This window comes from Providencia sp. 21OH12SH02B-Prov (assembly GCF_027362595.1).
Taxonomy (GTDB): Bacteria; Pseudomonadota; Gammaproteobacteria; order Enterobacterales; family Enterobacteriaceae; genus Providencia; species Providencia zhejiangensis.
On record NZ_CP114796.1, the window covers coordinates 3,992,796 to 4,012,340 of the forward strand.

18 protein-coding genes and 1 riboswitch are annotated in these 19,545 nt (G+C 42.8%); of the genes, 15 read left to right on the plus strand and 3 right to left on the minus strand.

All coding sequences use genetic code 11. The annotated features are described in order from the left end of the window. Positions 1-62: 62 nt before the first annotated feature. Together hemE and nudC are read right to left on the minus strand one after the other, a co-directional pair. A complete protein-coding gene (gene hemE, locus O7C57_RS18370; protein WP_154624800.1) occupies positions 63-1,127 on the minus strand; it encodes a uroporphyrinogen decarboxylase in 1,065 nt (354 codons plus the stop codon). Between the two features lie 222 nt (positions 1,128-1,349). Then, the gene (gene nudC, locus O7C57_RS18375; protein ID WP_154624799.1) at positions 1,350-2,129 is read right to left on the minus strand and encodes an NAD(+) diphosphatase; all 780 of its coding nucleotides are present in this window, start codon (positions 2,127-2,129) and stop codon (positions 1,350-1,352) included. 354 nt (positions 2,130-2,483) lie between these two features. On the opposite strand from nudC, the gene O7C57_RS18380 reads away from it, so the two are divergent. The 13 genes from O7C57_RS18380 (at position 2,484) to O7C57_RS18440 (ending at position 14,571) form a co-directional block, all read left to right on the plus strand. Beyond that, positions 2,484-3,536 carry an ABC transporter substrate-binding protein gene (locus tag O7C57_RS18380; protein WP_154624798.1) on the plus strand — a complete coding sequence of 351 codons (1,053 nt, stop codon included), beginning with the start codon at positions 2,484-2,486 and terminating at the stop codon, positions 3,534-3,536. A gap of 25 nt (positions 3,537-3,561) precedes the next feature. After that, positions 3,562-4,380 carry an alkaline phosphatase family protein gene (locus O7C57_RS18385; protein ID WP_154624797.1) on the plus strand — a complete coding sequence of 273 codons (819 nt, stop codon included), beginning with the start codon at positions 3,562-3,564 and terminating at the stop codon, positions 4,378-4,380. Beyond that, a complete protein-coding gene (locus O7C57_RS18390) occupies positions 4,380-5,285 on the plus strand; it encodes an ABC transporter permease (RefSeq protein ID WP_163860567.1) in 906 nt (301 codons plus the stop codon). The genes O7C57_RS18385 and O7C57_RS18390 overlap by 1 nt, the downstream gene beginning before the upstream one ends. After that, positions 5,272-6,090, plus strand: coding sequence for an ABC transporter permease (locus tag O7C57_RS18395; RefSeq protein ID WP_154624795.1), 819 nt, complete (start codon positions 5,272-5,274; stop codon positions 6,088-6,090). Before O7C57_RS18390 ends, O7C57_RS18395 begins: the two co-directional genes overlap by 14 nt. After that, complete coding sequence (locus tag O7C57_RS18400; RefSeq protein WP_196714212.1) at positions 6,090-7,106, plus strand: ABC transporter ATP-binding protein; 1,017 nt, start codon at positions 6,090-6,092, stop codon at positions 7,104-7,106. The genes O7C57_RS18395 and O7C57_RS18400 overlap by 1 nt, the downstream gene beginning before the upstream one ends. Before the next feature lie 21 nt (positions 7,107-7,127). Further along, positions 7,128-7,790: an HAD family hydrolase gene (locus tag O7C57_RS18405; protein WP_269723425.1), complete on the plus strand. Its 663-nt coding sequence runs from the start codon at positions 7,128-7,130 to the stop codon at positions 7,788-7,790. 238 nt (positions 7,791-8,028) lie between these two features. Next, a riboswitch (TPP riboswitch) is annotated at positions 8,029-8,140 on the plus strand. Between the two features lie 200 nt (positions 8,141-8,340). Then, entirely contained in the window at positions 8,341-10,290 is a 1,950-nt protein-coding gene (thiC, locus tag O7C57_RS18410) for a phosphomethylpyrimidine synthase ThiC (RefSeq protein ID WP_269723426.1), read from the plus strand. Continuing rightward, on the plus strand, positions 10,274-10,912 hold the full coding sequence (thiE, locus tag O7C57_RS18415) for a thiamine phosphate synthase (RefSeq protein WP_154624791.1): 639 nt from the start codon (positions 10,274-10,276) through the stop codon (positions 10,910-10,912). The genes thiC and thiE overlap by 17 nt, the downstream gene beginning before the upstream one ends. Positions 10,913-10,974: 62 nt before the next feature. Continuing rightward, positions 10,975-11,733, plus strand: a complete 759-nt coding sequence (locus O7C57_RS18420) for a HesA/MoeB/ThiF family protein (protein ID WP_163860564.1) — start codon at positions 10,975-10,977, stop codon at positions 11,731-11,733. Then, complete coding sequence (gene thiS / locus O7C57_RS18425; RefSeq protein ID WP_154624789.1) at positions 11,721-11,921, plus strand: sulfur carrier protein ThiS; 201 nt, start codon at positions 11,721-11,723, stop codon at positions 11,919-11,921. The genes O7C57_RS18420 and thiS overlap by 13 nt, the downstream gene beginning before the upstream one ends. Positions 11,922-11,923: 2 nt before the next feature. Then, positions 11,924-12,694 carry a thiazole synthase gene (locus O7C57_RS18430; protein ID WP_154624788.1) on the plus strand — a complete coding sequence of 257 codons (771 nt, stop codon included), beginning with the start codon at positions 11,924-11,926 and terminating at the stop codon, positions 12,692-12,694. Beyond that, positions 12,691-13,812 (plus strand): 2-iminoacetate synthase ThiH, encoded by a 1,122-nt coding sequence (gene thiH, locus O7C57_RS18435; RefSeq protein ID WP_154624787.1) that lies wholly within the window; start codon positions 12,691-12,693, stop codon positions 13,810-13,812. Before O7C57_RS18430 ends, thiH begins: the two co-directional genes overlap by 4 nt. A gap of 108 nt (positions 13,813-13,920) precedes the next feature. After that, on the plus strand, positions 13,921-14,571 hold the full coding sequence (locus O7C57_RS18440) for a hypothetical protein (protein WP_269723427.1): 651 nt from the start codon (positions 13,921-13,923) through the stop codon (positions 14,569-14,571). Positions 14,572-14,624: 53 nt separating this feature from the next. On the opposite strand, the gene O7C57_RS18445 is transcribed toward O7C57_RS18440, so the two are convergent. Beyond that, positions 14,625-15,938, minus strand: coding sequence for a uracil/xanthine transporter (locus tag O7C57_RS18445; RefSeq protein WP_269723428.1), 1,314 nt, complete (start codon positions 15,936-15,938; stop codon positions 14,625-14,627). Between the two features lie 782 nt (positions 15,939-16,720). Between O7C57_RS18445 and pepT the strand changes: the two genes are divergently transcribed. Together pepT and dcuC are read left to right on the plus strand one after the other, a co-directional pair. Then, on the plus strand, positions 16,721-17,974 hold the full coding sequence (pepT, locus tag O7C57_RS18450) for a peptidase T (protein ID WP_196714220.1): 1,254 nt from the start codon (positions 16,721-16,723) through the stop codon (positions 17,972-17,974). Further along, entirely contained in the window at positions 17,971-19,344 is a 1,374-nt protein-coding gene (gene dcuC, locus O7C57_RS18455; protein WP_269723429.1) for a C4-dicarboxylate transporter DcuC, read from the plus strand. The genes pepT and dcuC overlap by 4 nt, the downstream gene beginning before the upstream one ends. Positions 19,345-19,545: the final 201 nt, after the last annotated feature.

A 19,545-nucleotide genomic window follows, 5' to 3' on the forward strand; every position in this document is an offset into this window, starting at 1 on the left:
ATGATAGAAGATAACAGCGTACTTACAAGAATATATCAGTACGCTGTTTAAAAACCGATCAACTATTGATGGTATTGACGTGAAAAACGATGAACGGCTTCTACGAATGCTCCCGCATGCTCAGGCGGAACATCTTGATGAATACCATGGCCTAAGTTAAAGACATGCCCATTACCTTGACCAAAGCCCGCAAGTATATTTTTAACTTCTTCTTCGATACGCGGTACTGGCGCATATAACATTGATGGATCCATATTGCCCTGCAATGCAACTTTATCACCAACACGACGGCGCGCATCGGCAATTTCCGTTGTCCAATCCAATCCTAAAGCATCACAACCCGTTGCCGCCATCTCTTCTAGCCATTGCCCGCCCCCCTTTGTAAATAACGTCACAGGCACACGGCGACCTTCGTTTTCACGCTGTAGGCCATCAATGATCTTATGCATATAGTGGAGCGAGAATTGTTGGTAATCACGCTTTGTCAGTACACCACCCCATGTGTCAAAGATCATCACCGATTGAGCACCCGCACGAATTTGCGCATTTAAATATAAAATAACGCTATCCGCTAGCTTATCGAGCAATAAGTGAAGGGCATTTGGCTCTTCATACATCATTTTTTTGATTTTAGTGAATGCTTTACTGCTTCCACCTTCAATCATGTAAGTGGCAAGGGTCCAAGGACTTCCCGAAAAACCAATAAGAGGTACATCGCCATTCAGCGCTTTACGGATCGCTCTAACCGCATCCATCACATAACCCAGTTCCATTTCAGGGTCAGGCACAGGAATCTTTTTAATATCACTCAGGCTCGTAATGGGCTTTTTGAAACGAGGGCCTTCCCCAGTCTCAAAATAGAGACCAAGCCCCATTGCATCGGGAATAGTCAGAATATCAGAAAAGAGAATTGCAGCATCTAATGGAAAACGGCGTAATGGCTGAAGTGTCACTTCACAGGCCAGTTCAGTGTTTTTGCACAGAGAAATAAAATCACCAGCCTGTGCGCGAGTTGCTTTGTACTCCGGTAGGTAACGCCCTGCTTGACGCATCATCCATACAGGGGTGGTATCTACAGGCTGACGTAGCAAGGCACGTAGATAGCGGTCATTTTTCAACTCAGTCATTATTTACTCCATTATAATCAGTGGCCGCCGCAAATGGCTAAGGGTGACACTCGTATACTCCAAAAATTTGAGATGCTGCTAAGCAACAAGAGGGTGAGTCACTCGATCATTGATAGTTATACAACGCAAACACATGAACATAGTCAACAACACGACAACTTGAAGCAAGCTCAGTATATCATGTTAAAGATAACAATATCAGCGCCTAGGCAATTTAGGCGCTCAATAGTCCTCTTGGCGACAGAGTGCCACGGTATCCTCAATTAAACGTCTCGCAATAGTGTCACTCGGAGGGATTTTCGGTAAATTGTTGTAGTGATACCACCCAGCACTGACTAATTCCTTCGGATCAACGTTGATTTCACCGCTTTCATAATCGGCAAGAAACCCCATCATCAAAGAGTGTGGAAATGGCCAAGGCTGAGAAGACACATAGCGAATATGGCGAACTTTGATACCACTTTCTTCCATGACTTCGCGCGCAACAGCTTCTTCTAATGTTTCACCGACTTCAACAAACCCCGCAAGCACAGTAAAGAGAGGGTTTTGAGTATGGCGACGATGCTGAGCCAGTAATATGTGGTCATCACGACGAATAGCGACAATAATGCAAGGAGCAATTTGTGGATAGTAGCGCTCATGACAATGGTCACAAAGACATGCCCATTCGGTTGTACTATGGCGCATCGCCGTTCCACAGTATCCACAATAGCGATGTGAACGGTAAAATTCCGCGAGTTGTACCCCTCTTCCTGCTAAACGAAACAACCCTTCATCTTGTGAAGCGACCAAACGAGGCGATGCCATATCTGCGGGCATTTTTTCAGCAATCAGCCAAACGGTTTCACCTTGCCACTCACCAATCGGCGTTGCAATTTTTCCGGATAATAACCAGTCACTTGCCGTTCCATGCGGCACATCACCTTGTGGTAACCATAAACGTCCAGCAAAACAAACAAACCACCAGCCTTGCTCTGTTCCAACTAATGTTACTTTTTTCATTTTTCACATCTTTTATTGATATAAACAATTTTTACTCTTTCTCTATTAAATATCTGGAGGAGCAACTAGGCAACCTGTAAATGAAGCATCACACTATCGCTGCTAGTGAAAAAGGGAGCGTGCACGCCGTCAATCCATGATCTATACGCTGTCGGTAGTTAACGTCATGAATGGATGCAAAAACGCGTGGCCTAATACGATGTAATGCGTCATTTTTAGTGGTTATTTTTGACACTTTTTAGACAATTTCTTCCACAAAATATCGAAAAAGTGTCACAAAACCGTCAACTCACTGTCACGTTAGAAAATTAGCATGCTAATTAACCAATACGCCTCCACTATAGTGAGAAGAAAATGAAAGCGATCGTACCTGCTGTTTTGATTTCTCTAACAACATCAAGCCTTGCTTTAGCGAATGATGCTGATTTAACCCCATTAATTAATGCAGCCAAACAAGAAGGACAAGTTTACAGTGTTGGTATGCCAGACACTTGGGCTAACTGGAAAGGAACTTGGCAAGATCTCGAAAAAACCTACGGATTGAAACATCAAGATACGGACATGAGCTCTGCACAAGAAATTGCAAAGTTTGCCGCAGAGAAAAACAACGCCACTGCCGATATTGGTGATGTGGGTGCATCATTTGGCCCTGTTGCCGTACTAAAAGGGGTTACTCAGCCTTACAAACCTACCACATGGTCACAAATTCCTGATTGGGCAAAAGATAAAGAGGGTCACTGGGCCCTCGCTTATACTGGAACGATCGCCTTTATGATTAACAACGATCTCGTCAAAGATGCCCCAAAAAGTTGGGATGACCTATTGAAAGGCAAATATAGAGTGACTGTGGGTGATGTGGGTATTGCCGCCCAAGCGAATAATGCTGTCTTAGCCGCTGCTTTTGCTCGTGGTGGTGATGAAAACAATTTACAGCCTGCTATCGAGTTTTTTGGTGAATTAGCCAAACAAAAACGTCTATCCGTTAATGACCCTACGGTCGCCAATATCGAAAAAGGCGAAGTTGAAGTTGGTATCCTCTGGGATTTCAATGCGCTAAATTATCGTGACCAAATCAATCGTGATCGTTTTACGGTTGTCATTCCCTCTGATGGCTCTGTTATTTCTGGCTACACCACCATCATTAATAAATATGCAAAAAACCCTAATGCAGCAAAATTAGCGCGTGAATTTATCTTTAGTGACAAGGGACAAATCAATTTAGCGGAAGGTTATGCGCGTCCTATTCGTGCCGAATATCTAACATTACCCGATGATATTAAAGCTAAATTGTTACCGGATGAACAATATAAGAATGTGCACCCCATTAAAGATGCCGAAGGGTGGGAAAAATCTTCTCGCACATTACCCAAAATGTGGCAACAACAAGTCTTAATTCACCAGCAATAATGTGCCTTTAGGAATAAAATTTCTCATGTCTGATAAAGTTATACTTGTTGTCCTTGACGGCCTAACCTATTCAGTAGCCCATGATTGCATGGGCTATCTCAATGCATTGATTGAAGCTGACCAAGCCACGCTTTATAAAATGGAGAGTGAGTTGCCCTCGATGTCTCGGCCTCTATATGAATGCATTTTGACGGGGATTTCTCCTGCAAATAGCGGCATTGTCAATAATGACATCGTACGTTTATCCCACTTTGAAAGTATTTTTTCACTTGCACGAAAAGCAGAAAAAACCACTGCCGCTGCGGCCTATTATTGGGTTAGTGAACTGTACAATAGAGCGCCTTTTGTCGCCACTCGAGACCGCTTTACTTGCGATACACAACTCGCAATTCAATATGGCTGCTTTTATCAAGCGGATCATTACCCCGATGATCATCTGTTCGTCGATGCTGAATATCTACGTACCCAATATCATCCTGATTTCTTATTGATCCATCCAATGAATATTGATGATACCGGCCATAAATTCGGACTGGACTCCTCACAATATCGTAATAGTGCACGGAAGGCGGATATTATCCTCGCGAATTATCTCCCAACATGGATTGAGCAAGGCTATCAAATCATCATTACCAGCGATCATGGTATGAATAAGGATCATAGCCATGGCGGCATACTCCCAGAAGAACGACATGTTCCATTGTTTGTTATTGGGGATAAGTTTTCACATCATGCGCAATGCCATATTGAACAAACCGCGCTCTGTGGAACCATTTGTACTCTACTCAATATTGATCATGCAGATAAACAAGTCTGTAACGAATTATTGGTAGGAGGTAACTAATGGCGGATGTTAGCCCCCCTTGTGAGCAAGCCAGCTCCCCGCTGGGGAGAATACTGATGGGCAAAAAATGTTTCTCGCGTTTGCGCTGGCAAGCGGCACTTTTAACCGTGCCTTTTTTCATTTTATTTTGTCTATTTCAAATCGCACCAATGATTTGGGTATTGGTTAATAGTTTTATCTATGAAGAAAGTTGGTCTTTTGCGAATTATGCTGAGATTGTTAGCAACGATTTTTATTTGCAGGCCTTTGAAAATACATTATGGCTATCAGTCATTTGTAGTATCGTTGGGTTGCTCGTTTCCGCTATCACTGCCTTTTCTATTTATAAAATGCAGGGGCGAATTCGCAGCATGATGATCTCTTTTACTACCATGGCCAGTAATTTCAGCGGTGTCCCCCTCGCGTTTGCCTTTATCATTATTCTCGGTTTTAACGGTGCGATTACTTTACAACTCAAGGCGTGGGGGATCATTGAAGAGTTCAATATCTATAGCGCTAGTGGGTTAATGGTACTGTATATTTATTTTCAAATTCCACTTGGGATCCTATTACTCTACCCTGCTTTTGATGCGCTAAAACCGGAATGGGAAGATGCCGCCAAAACAATGGGAGCCAGTAAATTGGCCTACTGGTGCAAAGTCGCAATCCCTGTCCTCGCGCCTGCATTACTCGGTACATTTATTATTTTAGTCGCTAATGCGGTTGGAGCCTATGCCAGTACTTACGCACTGACGAGTGGAAACTACAACCTAATTACGATTCGTATCGCTAGCCTTGTATCAGGTGACCTCTACTTAGAGCCTAATATGGCGGCTGCATTATCGGTATTGCTGATTGCGATCCTTGGTTTTATCACCGCCATCCATCATTGGCTGTTAAAACGGAGCTATCATGCCAAGTTATAGCCTTACGACCAAATCACACCAAACGTCTGGCCTTTGGTTACATAAATTAATCCTGATTAGCGTCGCGAGCCTGCTTGCCCTGCCTATCGTGGCGACATTTATTTATTCTATCGCGACACAATGGGGAGCAACGGTGTTACCCGATGCCCTCTCGCTAAAATGGTATTTACAACTCTGGCAAGACCCTCGATTTTTGTTGGCCTTCGGACGCTCTCTGATTATCTGTTTCGGCACGCTGTTGGTGAGTACGCTAGTTATTTTACCGATGACATTTGCCGTGTTTTATCGTTTCCCGAAACTAAAAGGATTGATGGATCTCCTGATTATTCTTCCTTTTGCAATTCCACCGGTGGTTTCATCCGTCGGATTATTACAAATTTTTGCCGATGAACCTTTTATGTTGGTCGGCACTCCGTGGATACTCATCGGTACTTATTTCACTATCACCCTACCTTTTATGTACCGTGCGTTAGCAAACAGTTTTCAAGGGATCAACCTGCATGATTTGATGGATGCGGCACATTTGTTAGGTGCAAGTACTTTCAAGGCTTTTTTATTGATTGTGTTACCGAATATTCGTAAAGGCCTATTGGTATCTCTATTAATTTCATTTTCATTTTTAATGGGTGAATTCGTCTTTGCCAACATTTTGGTCGGTACACGTTATGAAACCCTGCAAATCTATCTATTTAATATGCGTCAAACCAGTGGGCATTTTACCTCTGCGTTAGTGATGTCTTATTTCCTATTTACATTGCTTCTCACATGGTTAGCAACTCGAATGAGTCGCTCTGGAGATAAATAATGAGTTATGTCATTGCTGAAAATTTGAGTAAATCATTCGGCCAAAATCACGTCTTCTCAAATATCCAATTCACAATTGAAAAAGGTGAATTCATCACCTTACTCGGGCCCAGTGGCTGCGGAAAATCGACATTATTACGCTGTATTGCAGGACTCGAACAACCGGATCATGGTGAGCTGTATATTAATCGTCAAAATATAACCCACCAAGCTGCTCAGCAACGTGGGATCGGTATGGTTTTTCAAAGCTATGCCTTATTTCCGAATATGACTATTGAAGATAACATCGCTTTCGGCTTAAAAATGCGCAAAGTAGAGCGTCAGGAACGAAGAAAAGCAGTAGCAGAAGTTATTGAAATGGTTGAATTACAAGGTAAAGAACATCAGTTTCCTCATCAGCTTTCAGGGGGACAACGTCAACGGGTAGCCCTTGCACGAGCACTGGTGATGAAACCACAGATTTTACTCTTAGATGAGCCATTATCAGCACTTGATGCACGTATTCGTAAACATCTGCGACAACAGATTCGCCATATTCAACGTGAATTAAAACTCACGACGATTTTTGTGACTCATGATCAAGACGAAGCGATGATCATGTCTGATCGCATCTTTTTAATGAATAAAGGCGCTATTATCCAGAGTGATACCGCTGAAAATATTTATACCCAGCCAGCGAATGAGTTTGTGGCACGTTTTATGGGTCACTATAACCTTGTCGATGCAGATAAAGCGAATGCCTTATTGGGGCTAAATTTACAAGGCACACTCGCTATTCGCCCTGAATCCATCTATGTTAAGGAGACAGGACGCCACTACGGCGATCATATTTCACACCCTGTTGATGCAATCATTCTTGATCATCAACTACTAGGAAACATTATTCGTTACTCAGTCAATACGGCTGCGGGTAACATGACGGTTGATTTGCTTAATCGTTCGTCTGAACGACTCTTTGAACCCGGTACTCGCCTAGAGTTAATGTTTAACAAGAATGAAATTCGTGCATTTAGTTAGCGAATCGTAAAAAGAGGCATAATGCAAAATAAATTAGCCGTTTTTGATTTAGATGAGACCTTAATTCAAGGTGATAGTAGCGTGTTGTGGACACAATACCTGTGGGATCAGCAAATTATCACAGATCCTCGCTTTGTCGAAGCGGATAAACAGATGATGGCACAATACAATGCGGGTACGCTGGATATGGCAACTTACCTGCGTTTTAGCCTACAGGCTTTAGCTGGGATCAGTACCTCACAGATTGATCTCTGGTTAGCCGATTTTGTTGACACTATGGTGGTACCGCGCATCTACCCTGAAGGGATCCGTACTATCGAAAATTATCGACAACACGACATTCCGATCATAGTGATCTCCGCAACAGTCTCATTTATTGTGAAAAAAATCGCCGAACGTTTAGGCGCTGACGTTGTAATGGGGATCGATATAAAGCAGCAAAATGGCTGCTATACCGATGAAGTCGAAGGTATTGCGACATTTAAAGAAGGTAAAGTCAAACGGCTCCTCCAGTGGATCCGCCACCAGCCAATTACCGATGCCTATATCTATTTTTATACTGATTCCGCTAACGACCTTCCTATGTGTCAATTTGCGGATGAAGTGTTTATTGTTAATGGCGATCAAAAACTACAACGGGCAGCGGAAGAAAATAACTGGCGACAATATACGTGGCAACTTTAACCTTATTTTTAGTTTGAATACGCCATTATTAAAATATTCTTTTCCTTTAAGCCATGTATATGCCATTCCTCGAAACCACGCATATGTCACTTCCTCTAAAGCGCATATAGGAAAGCAAAGATATCCCAAGGAGCATACACACGTATGTGACTTGGGTCGCTGAGCGTAGCCAACACACTGATCGTGTGAAGGATGACAAGGAAAATGCTTGAGAATAACCCAGAGAACACTATACTGGAGTCTCTTGTCGGAGTGCTCAGTGGTGTATACCACGAGCTGAGACCGTTAATTCGGGATCCGCGGAACCTGATCGGGTTAATACCCGCGAAGGGAACAAGAGTAATCATTTAGCGCCCAATTTTGTTTATTTCGCAGCTCATATTGATATTGATGAAAAAACTCACAATATGGCGAAACTAACAGCACAGCAAAATGAAAGCGCAACATCTTACTATTACTCCATCCGAACTCCAGACAAGCAACTTTCTTACGATAAACCAGAACGCTATGCATACCGCATAATCGTTCGTGACAATGTCAGGAAATTGCTATGTCCCAAAATAATATTATCCCTACAACTGACCTTTCACCTAAAGCTGCACCTGCACGAACGCGAAAAGCGCAACGTGATGCTGCTGAGAACTTCATTAACACGGTTTCTGGCGTCTCATTCCCTAATTCCAAACGTATCTATTTAACGGGATCGAGAGAGGATATTCAGGTACCTATGCGAGAAATTCAACTCTCGCCAACACTGATTGGTGGTGATAAAGATAATCCACAATTTGAAGATAATGAAGCGGTGCCCGTTTATGATACGTCGGGTCCTTATGGTGACCCAGACTCGGAACTGAATGTCCATAAAGGATTAAAAAAGATCCGTGAAGGTTGGATCCGCGAACGTAATGATACTGTTCAGGTTGATAACCTCAGCTCTGATTTTACACAACAGCGACTCGCTGATGCGGGGCTAGACCATTTAAGGTTTAATCATCGCCCTCGCCCATTAAAAGCGATCTCTGGCAAGCGTGTCACTCAGTTACACTATGCTCGCCAAGGTATTATTACCCCGGAAATGGAATTTATCGCCATTCGTGAAAATATGGGCCGTGAACGTATTCGTGGTGAGGTATTAAGGCAGCAGCATCCAGGACAAAGTTTTGGGGCGAATCTACCGGAAAACATCACGCCTGAATTCGTTCGTCAAGAAGTCGCAGCGGGTCGTGCCATCATACCCGCCAATATCAATCACCCTGAATCAGAGCCCATGATTATCGGCCGTAACTTCTTAGTGAAGGTGAATGCCAATATCGGTAACTCATCGGTCACTTCATCCATTGAAGAAGAAGTCGAGAAACTGATTTGGTCTACTCGCTGGGGGGCAGATACCGTGATGGATCTGTCTACTGGACGCTATATTCATGAAACTCGCGAATGGATTCTACGCAATAGCCCTGTGCCTATCGGTACTGTTCCTATTTATCAAGCATTAGAGAAAGTCAATGGTGTCGCCGAAAACCTAACATGGGAAATGTTCCGTGATACGTTACTTGAACAGGCAGAACAAGGCGTCGATTACTTCACCATCCATGCAGGCGTATTATTGCGTTATGTTCCAATGACCGCGAAGCGTTTGACAGGCATTGTCTCTCGCGGTGGCTCGATTATGGCGAAATGGTGCCTCTCTCATCATCAAGAAAATTTCTTGTATGAAAATTTCCGTGAAATTTGCGAAATCTGTGCGGCTTATGATGTTTCTTTATCATTAGGGGATGGTTTACGCCCTGGCTCCATTCAAGATGCAAACGATGCTGCACAATTTGCCGAGTTACACACGCTTGGTGAATTGACAAAAATTGCATGGGAATATGATGTACAGGTGATGATTGAAGGGCCGGGGCATGTGCCAATGCAGATGATCCGTCGTAACATGACTGAAGAGCTTGAGCACTGCCATGAAACACCATTTTATACATTAGGCCCTTTGACTACCGATATTGCACCGGGCTATGACCATTTCACATCAGGCATTGGAGCCGCCATGATTGGTTGGTTTGGTTGCGCAATGCTGTGTTATGTCACGCCTAAAGAGCATCTAGGTTTACCCAATAAAGAAGACGTTAAGCAAGGGTTGATTACCTATAAAATCGCAGCGCATGCCGCTGATCTTGCCAAAGGCCATCCCGGTGCACAAATTCGTGATAATGCCATGTCCAAAGCACGTTTTGAGTTCCGCTGGGAAGACCAATTCAACCTCGCACTCGATCCTGATACTGCCCGTGCTTATCACGACGAAACCTTACCGCAAGCTTCTGGGAAAGTTGCTCATTTCTGCTCTATGTGCGGCCCTAAATTCTGCTCAATGAAAATTTCGCAGGAAGTACGTGACTATGCGGCACAAAAAGAAGCGGGAATGGAACAAATGTCCGAAGCTTTCCGAGCCCATGGTAGTGAGTTATATCATAGCGCTGAGGTCGTGTCCGATGACAAAATTGCCTAATACACCTTTTGCCCCCACAGAACATCGACTCGGCCTGTATCCCGTAGTCGACTCTGTCGAATGGATTGATCGTCTACTCAATGCAGGCGTCACAACCATACAGCTCCGTATAAAAGATAAGCGTGAAGATGAAGTTCGTGATGATATCCAACAAGCGATAGCTTTAGGCAAAAAACATCATGCACGGTTATTTATCAATGACTATTGGCGTTTAGCCATTGAGTTTGCTGCCTATGGTGTGCACCTCGGTCAAGAAGACCTAGAAACCGCCGATCTACTTGCTATTCATCAAGCAGGGCTACGTTTAGGTATCTCAACCCATGATGAGCATGAACTCGCCATCGCAAAATCAGTGCGTCCTTCTTATATTGCGATGGGGCATATTTTCCCGACACAAACTAAAGAAATGCCGTCATCTCCTCAAGGATTAAACACGCTAAAAGCCATGGTGGAGGCGACTCCAGACTATCCAACCGTTGCTATCGGTGGCATTTCTATCGATAAAGTACCCGCCGTACTCGCAACTGGGGTGGGTAGTGTTGCCTTAGTAAGTGCAATTACCAAAGCGGACGATTGGCTAGAGGCAACAAAAACACTTTTGCGCCTCGTAGAAAATCATTGATTACCTGAATCAAACCTACAGCATACTTTCTTGTAGCTGTAGGTGAATTCGAGGAGTTTATCATGTTAAATGATCACGAATTTATGCGTTACAGCCGCCAGCTATTGCTTGAAGATATTGGGCCAGAAGGTCAAACCAAGCTGAAAAACAGTAAAGTGCTCATTGTTGGTCTCGGTGGTTTAGGTGCCCCAGCATCCCTTTATTTGACAGCTGCTGGTGTGGGTGAATTGTGGCTTGCTGACCACGATGAATTGCATCTCTCTAATTTACAAAGGCAAGTTTTATACGGTACCGAAGACATCCCACAATCAAAAGCTAAGCTGGCCTCAGAACGACTGCAACACCTTAATCCATTAGTGACAACCCATGTTTTACAAAAGAAATTAGATAGTCAAAGCTTATTGCCACTTGTCGAGCAAGTCGATCTAGTCCTCGATTGTTGCGATAACATGGCGACGCGTCATGCTGTGAATGAAGCCTGTGTGATAGCCAATAAAACACTCGTTAGCGGGAGTGCTGTTGGGTTTGGTGGACAGTTAATGGTGCTCGAGCCTCCTTTTAATCATGGTTGTTATGCCTGTTTATATCCCGACCAAACGGAGCCTCAACGTAACTGTCGTACCGCTGGTGTTCTTGGGCCTGTCGTTGGTGTCATTGGCACCTTACAAGCCTTAGAGGCGATTAAGCTATTAGTTGGGTTACCTTCCTCTTTAAGTGGAAAATTGCGTTTATTTGATGGCAAACAGCAACAATGGAATACATTGCAGCTAACCCCTTCTATTCAATGTCCTATCTGTCGAGAAGAAACATGCGCCTTATAATTAACGACCAACCAATGGAGTTCGAGGCGCCATTAACGGTGTCTCAATTACTTACCGCGATAGAACGTAGTACCGTTGGTACGGCTTTGGCCATTAACCAAATTATCATTCCTCGTCATCAGTGGGATTCACACCATCTAAATGATCAAGACAATATTTTATTGTTTCAAGCTATCGCTGGAGGCTAATCATGTTAAAAATTGCCGATGTCACTTTTCAATCACGTCTATTTACCGGAACAGGGAAATTTGCCAACCCAACCTTAATGCAAGCGGCAATAACGGCATCAGGTAGCCAGCTCGTTACTATGGCGATGAAACGTGTTGACTTACGTGGCAATGACGATGGAATTTTAAAACCTTTACAAGAACTTGGCGTAAAACTACTCCCCAACACGTCGGGGGCCAAAAATGCTCAAGAAGCCATTTTCGCGGCACGGCTTGCTCGGGAAGCTTTAGGTACGAATTGGGTAAAGTTAGAAATCCACCCAGATGTCAAATACCTACTGCCCGATCCCGTTGAAACCCTTCTTGCAGCAGAGCAGTTGGTCAAAGAAGGCTTTGTGGTACTTCCCTATTGCAGTGCAGATCCGGTTCTCTGTCGACGGCTCGAAGAGGTGGGTTGTGCGGCCGTAATGCCTTTAGGTGCGCCGATTGGAACCAATAAAGGGTTAGTAACCAAGGAGATGCTACGGATCATTATCGAGCAAGCCGCCGTTCCTGTCGTCATTGATGCGGGGATTGGTGCGCCTAGCCATGCCCTTGAAGCCATTGAAATGGGCGCCGATGCGGTATTAGTCAACACGGCCATTGCCGTTGCTAATGATCCGGTACTGATGGCAAACGCATTTAGAGTTTCCCTAGAAGCAGCAGAACTCGCTCGGCAAGCCGGTCTTGCTAGACCTAAACAACATGCTGAAGCATCCAGCCCCTTAACCGAATTTTTGGGAGCACTGCAATGAGTACAAGCTTTCGTCAACGCTGGCAACAGCTCAATTGGGATGACCTTACATTACAAATCTATGCCAAAACAGCTCAAGATGTACAACAGGCACTTGCTAACGACACCCTAACACTCAATGATTTTATGGCGTTACTTTCGCCTGCCGCTCGTCCTTTTCTTGAACAGCTGGCGCAGAAAGCTCAAAAGTTGACACGACAACGTTTTGGAAACACGGTCGGATTTTATGTCCCGCTATATCTATCAAATTTATGCGCGAATGATTGCACTTATTGTGGTTTTTCGATGAGTAATCGTATTAAACGAAAAACCTTAGATAAACATGAAATCATTAATGAATGCGAAACGATCCGTCAAATCGGTTTTGATAGCCTGTTACTGGTGACGGGTGAACATCAATCTAAAGTTGGGATGGATTATTTTCGTGAACACTTGCCTACTATACGCAGCTACTTTAGCTCCTTGATGATGGAAGTTCAGCCACTCGCAACTGAAGAGTATGCCGAACTTAAAGCTTTAGGGCTAGATGGCGTCATGGTATATCAAGAAACCTACCATGAACCGGCTTACCAGTTGCACCACCTAAAAGGTAAAAAGCAGGATTTTCACTGGCGATTAGAAACTCCAGACCGTTTAGGACGGGCCGGAATCGATAAGATAGGACTCGGAGCATTAATTGGTTTGTCTAATAGCTGGCGAACTGACTGCTATATGGTGGCAGAACATCTGATTTACCTCCAAAAACACTATTGGCAAAGCCGCTATTCAATTTCATTTCCGCGATTACGTCCTTGTGCTGGTGGCATCGAGCCGGCTTCTTTAATGAATGAAGCTGAACTCGTGCAACTAATTTGTGCCTTTCGTTTATTAGCCCCAGATATTGAGTTATCACTTTCCACTCGTGAATCCCCTTATTTCCGCGATCATGTTGTCCCTCTAGCCATTAATAATGTGAGTGCGGGCTCCAAAACACAACCGGGCGGCTATGCCGATGACCATGCGGAATTAGAACAATTTTCCCCACACGATAATCGTAGCGCTGCCCAAGTTGCCGAATCACTGATCCGTTCAGGATTACAACCTGTTTGGAAAGATTGGGATGGCTACCTAGGCCGTTAAATTATCAGAGATAAACTTCATGGATGAGGTTTATCCCTTTTTTAGCTACTTTTTAACTAGGCTTGTCAGTCTATACTGCATTCTCTTTCCACTATTATCAAATCCACTATGACTGCTAAAAAATGGCCTCTGTGGCTCTTTGCCGCATTATCAGTATGCTTATTGAGTGCCTGTGCGAATGTGCGTTGGCAGCATCCAACACCTTCAACAGAAATCGTCCAATTAATGATGGCGGAAATTCAAGGGGCCAGAAATATAGATGGCGAGGAATATACCGTAGAAGAGACCTTCTCTCGCTTACAGGCACAAAAAGAGATTAAGGGAACTCGCCCTTTTCAGGCCATTACTATTAGTCAAAATCATGAAATAACCATCGAAGGTTATAGTGAGTATTTCGATTCTATTGGCTTGATAACCGATGCGGATTTTGCACGTTTTTCTATTCCGAATAAGCACAACATCCAAGGGTACTACTATTCCTACCGTGGGCAAATGGTCGCCGTAAACTATAGCCTTCCTCATATGGTAAGGGATGCAAACAGTAAAGATAGCTTAGTTCTCCAGACCCAACCAATCACTGATTATCACATCACCGTCGTCTATTTAGATGGTACTCAATACCCATTTAAGTACCGTTCAACATCAGTATCCGCCGGCATGTTTGGTCGTTATAAATCTTACAAAAATAGCTTTGATGGCCGCTTTTATATTCCTACTCATTACCAAACCGGTCGTTATGAGCTCTATGCTCCCCTGTAGCGAATAGGCTTTAGCCTCATGATAAAAATAACATAATGAGGTTTTTACCACTTCTAATGAATATGATCCCACTTAATGCTGTTTTCGAGGATCAATGACAGAATAATCCCCATTAACAAACCGTTTCCTAGCAGTGAACTGAACATCATCGGTAGCGAATTCATTACCGCATCAGGTGCTGACATCAAAAAAATCCCAATAAACAGGGGAAGAGCCAAACGATAAATATTACGCGCGTTCAGTTTAATTTCGGCTAAAAATGAAAAAGAAGAGAATAACAGGGGTAAATAGGTTGCTAACATGACAGCACTGCCAATCGCGAGAGGCAATGAGCGAAAAAATTGGGTTAATGCGGCGATAGCCCCAACCAATAACAACAACACGCTACCGATAGTAAAAGAGACTCGTGAAGTGTCTTTCGTTTGTGTAATCAAGCCAATAGATGATACAAAAGGCGAAAATGGCACCACACCTAACGGAGCCGAAAATAAAGTCAAAACACCCGACGCCACAAAACTCCGACGGTAAATAGACTTTGTTAATCCCTTTTGCTGATAAAAAACATCACTTCCACGTATTGCCCCAAAAGTATTTGACGTGTTCAAAATACCGGCCAATATCGCCGTGATCACGATGCTGGGTTGGACTTCATCTGCACGTCCAAAGGGAAACAACTCCCACTTAACTTCCGAAATGGCTGAAATTTTGCCATCAAATAACAGACTATACGCAATCCATCCAATAATGGTTCCACATAATAAGGCGTATTGACTCATGCTTGCGGGTAAAAACACAATCATCGCAATCACCAAAATTAGCACCGCGAATGCTAAAAAGAATACCGGATAATTAACCTCGACATTGGTATCTATGACGCCAAATGGAAGCCCGAGCATACCTTTTAGAAAAATCGAAACTAATTGGGCTCCAAGGAGAAACATAAATACCACTAAAACACCGGGTTTGAACAAACTGGATAACCCATTGCCAATACCTGTGATACCGATTAAAAGGGTAACAATCCCCGACAAAAAAATACCGACGGTTAGACTCCACCCAATGGTTGCTAAAGCGGTTCCTTGCATTGATTCCGAGAGGGTGACGGTCAATATTGTGGCCCACCATAGCCCTGTCGATCCCTCCATCAATGAGCGCTTATGACCTAAAAAAGCTTGAATTAAACAAGCCACAGCGATCAGTAAGAAAGCGTATTGTGTGATAACAAATGTGGTTTCAGCTGTTAAATGAAAAGCCGATTGTAAGGTAGGTGGAATCACGACTGTGTTACAAAAAATAAAGAAGAACCACTGGAAGCCTGAAATAAAACTACTCTTTGTTATTATACTTTTTTGCACTGAAAACCTCATGACTTATTATCATTGATTGTTAACAGTCTAGTAGCATTTAAATCAAATTTCTAATGATTATTTTTAACTTATCGTTTTGGTTTTTATAGCGTATATAACGCCATATAAGACTATAAGTATATTTTAAATTTTAATCATACTTAGATTTCGGTTATAAATAGAAAATAACCACACCTAATCCTATTTTACTAAAACTTTATTCTATTTCGATTAGCCTTGGCTATTTAAATAATAACATTGTCTATAGACGCCCCTCTCAATTAAATTAACAAAAGCAAAAACAATCAAAAATAATTGAATAAAACACGCCTCGGTGAAAATAAAAAACATTTAAAATCAATACATTAATAGAAATTAAACGCCTGAGATTTAGTTAAAACTAGCACTGCATCGAGTTAACTCTCTGTTTTAGAATTAAATAAAATTAACCCATTAAATTTATTTAAAAATTTAACCTAAATTATGAGTTTATTTTGATATCATTAACTACCAATAGACAAAAAGACAATACAAATGAAAGGCTATCTATTTCTCAACAAAAATATTAGATTAAAATCACTAATAAACTTAAAGCCCAGCATCTTAATCTATTAATCGAATAATGTCCTCTACTAATTATCATTTTTCTACACTCGGTGGCATTTTGAAAAAAAATTCACTGGTCAGATATTGGTTCTTTCATTATTCATGATAAAAAAGATTGTGATAAATATGAAAACGACATTTATAACCACAATCATAAAAGAAAACATTCATCATAGTGATGTTGGAGAATGAATATAATGAATATTGTTGATCGGTTTATTTCTTATACCCAAATTAATACCACCACCAATAGGGAAAATGGCGCTGCGGGTATTATGCCCTCTTCTGAAGGTCAGCGCGTTTTAGCTAAAAAACTCGTTCAAGAGCTGGAAGCATTAGGTCTTGAAGAGATTAAACTACGTGATACCGCCATTGTCACTGCAACCTTGCCCTCAAATTTAGATTATGACGTCCCTACCGTTGCTTTCTTTGGTCATCTTGATACGAGTGCTGAACAAACTAATGATACTAAAGCACAAATCCTGCACTATAACGGTGAAGACCTGTGCTTAAATAAACAGCTAAATATCTATCTTCGTCAAAGTGAGTTCCCTGAACTCGCTAACTATCTAGGTGATGATATTATTGTCACGGACGGCACGAGTCTATTGGGTGCCGATGACAAAGCAGCCATAGCCTCTATTATGGATATGCTGCAATACTTCAAACAGAACCCTCAAATTAAACATGGCACCATTAAAGTCGGCTTTGTTCCCGATGAAGAACAAGGTTTGCGTGGCGCAAAAGCCTTTGATGTACAAGAATTTGGGGCAGACTTTGCCTATACCCTTGATTGCTGTGGTATTGGTGAATTAGTGTATGAAAACTGGAATGCGGGTGACGTTGAAATCGTCTTTACAGGTAAATCCGCCCACCCAATGTCCGCCAAAGGCAAACTCATTAACTCATTATTAATGGCCCATAAATTTATCGCCATGCTACCGGGCGGTGAAGCTCCTGAATACACTGCGGATCGTGAAGGTTACTATTGGGTAAAACAGTTATCAGGTAATAGCGCTCGTACCGTACTCAAAATGGATGTACGTGATTTCACAGAAGATGGTTATCGTGCGCGTATGGCATTTTTGAAAAAATTAGCCGCACACTGTGAAGACTTATGGGGCAAAGAGAGTGTCACTTGTACCCTAGCAGACCGTTATTCTAACGTTTATAACAGCTTACAAGGTGAAAATCGTTACCCTATCGACATCGCTGTAGAGGCTTATCACGCTTGTGGTATTACCCCAAAAGTGATCCCAATGCGTGGTGGCTACGATGGTGCAGCACTATCGCAAAATGGCTTACCTTGCCCAAATATTTTTACTGGTGCTCATAATTTCCATTCTATTTATGAATATCTTCCAATTAAATCATTATACGCTGCAAGTGATGTGCTAAAACAAGTCGTTCAAATCACTGCTGAACGCTTCAAATCAGGAGCAAAAGCATGATCCCAATTCTAACGGTTCTTATTATCGTTATTTTGGTAGCACGTTTCATTCTGAAAGGTTATAAGGCTGAACCTGTATTATTTATTGCCGGTTTAGCGTTAATGATTATGACCCTCGCCTTAGGTTGGGGTCCTATCTTGCCCAAAAATGTCGCGTCTACTGGTTTAACATGGCTCGATCCCTTTGAGGTTATGCGTGATCTCTTCAGTAGTCGTGCTGCCGATCTCGGTTTAATGATCATGGCTCTAATGGGTTTCGCTCATTACATGGATCATATTGGTGCTAACGAAGCCGTCGTGCGTGTTGCAACTAAGCCATTAAAAAATATGCGTTCTCCCTATGTTCTGCTGTTTTTTTCATTTTTACTGGCCAGTATTTTGCAACTCGCGATCCCGTCAGCAACAGGTTTAGCCGTGTTATTGATGGGAACCATGTTTCCTATCATGATTGGATTGGGCTTATCGCCAGCATCAGCTGCGGGGGTCATTGCCACCTCATTAGGCGTTGCTTATACCCCAACCGCTATCGATGCTATCCGTGGCGCCAAAGCGGTTGATATGTCAGTTGTTGAATATGTATTGTATTATCAAGGACCTGCTGCATTAGTTACCGTCTTAGCGGTTGGTATTACACATATCTTCTGGCAACGTCACTGCGATCGCAAAGCAGGCTTTATCCCTGAGATTGGTAAAGCCGTTCAATCTCATGAAAAAGAACCGGCAAGCAAAAATATTCCTGGCTACTATGCCATTCTTCCTATGTTGCCCATTATCATGGCGGTAGGTTCTTCGAACCTCTTTTTTGAAGGCATACACCTTGATGTTGTCACCATCGTATTGATTGCAATGGCTATCTGTATGCTTATCGAAACATTACGTATTCGTAATTTCAAAACGGTATGTAATGGCTTCCAGCACTTCTTGAATGGAATGGGGCAGGCTTTTAGTCACGTTGTTGGGCTACTCGTTGCAGCGGGCGTTTTCGCACATGGGATTAAAGTCAGCGGTGCCATTGACCAGTTGATCTTAATGGCGGAATCCGTTGGTTTACCCCCCTTTGCAATGGCACTCGTATTTGCATTGGTCACTCTAGCTGCTGCTGTGATCATGGGTTCAGGTAATGCGCCATTCTTAGCTTTTGTCGAATTGATCCCACAGATCGCACACAGTATGGGGGCTAACCCGATCGCCATGATCTTACCTATGCAGCAGGCTTCTCATATGGGGCGTGGTATGTCACCTGTTGCTGGCGTGATCATTGCCGTTTCCAGTGGCGCTAAATTACAACCTTTTGATGTGGTTAAGCGTACCGCCATCCCACTCATGGTCGGTTTTGTGATTCATTGCACGATCATTGGCGTATTCTATTAGCCCATTTTTACATCGCGGTGATATCACTCAAATGGGGAAATAAATTCCCCATTTTTCTCATCACTGAACTCAGCGACTTTTTAAAATAGTAAAAGCAACAGGCTAATTTCATGATCCACTGAATACCTGTGTGAAGTCACGCATACTCACATGCCATTTGTTATCACTGTAAAGCCAAGTTCAGGCTGAATGGCTTTTGCT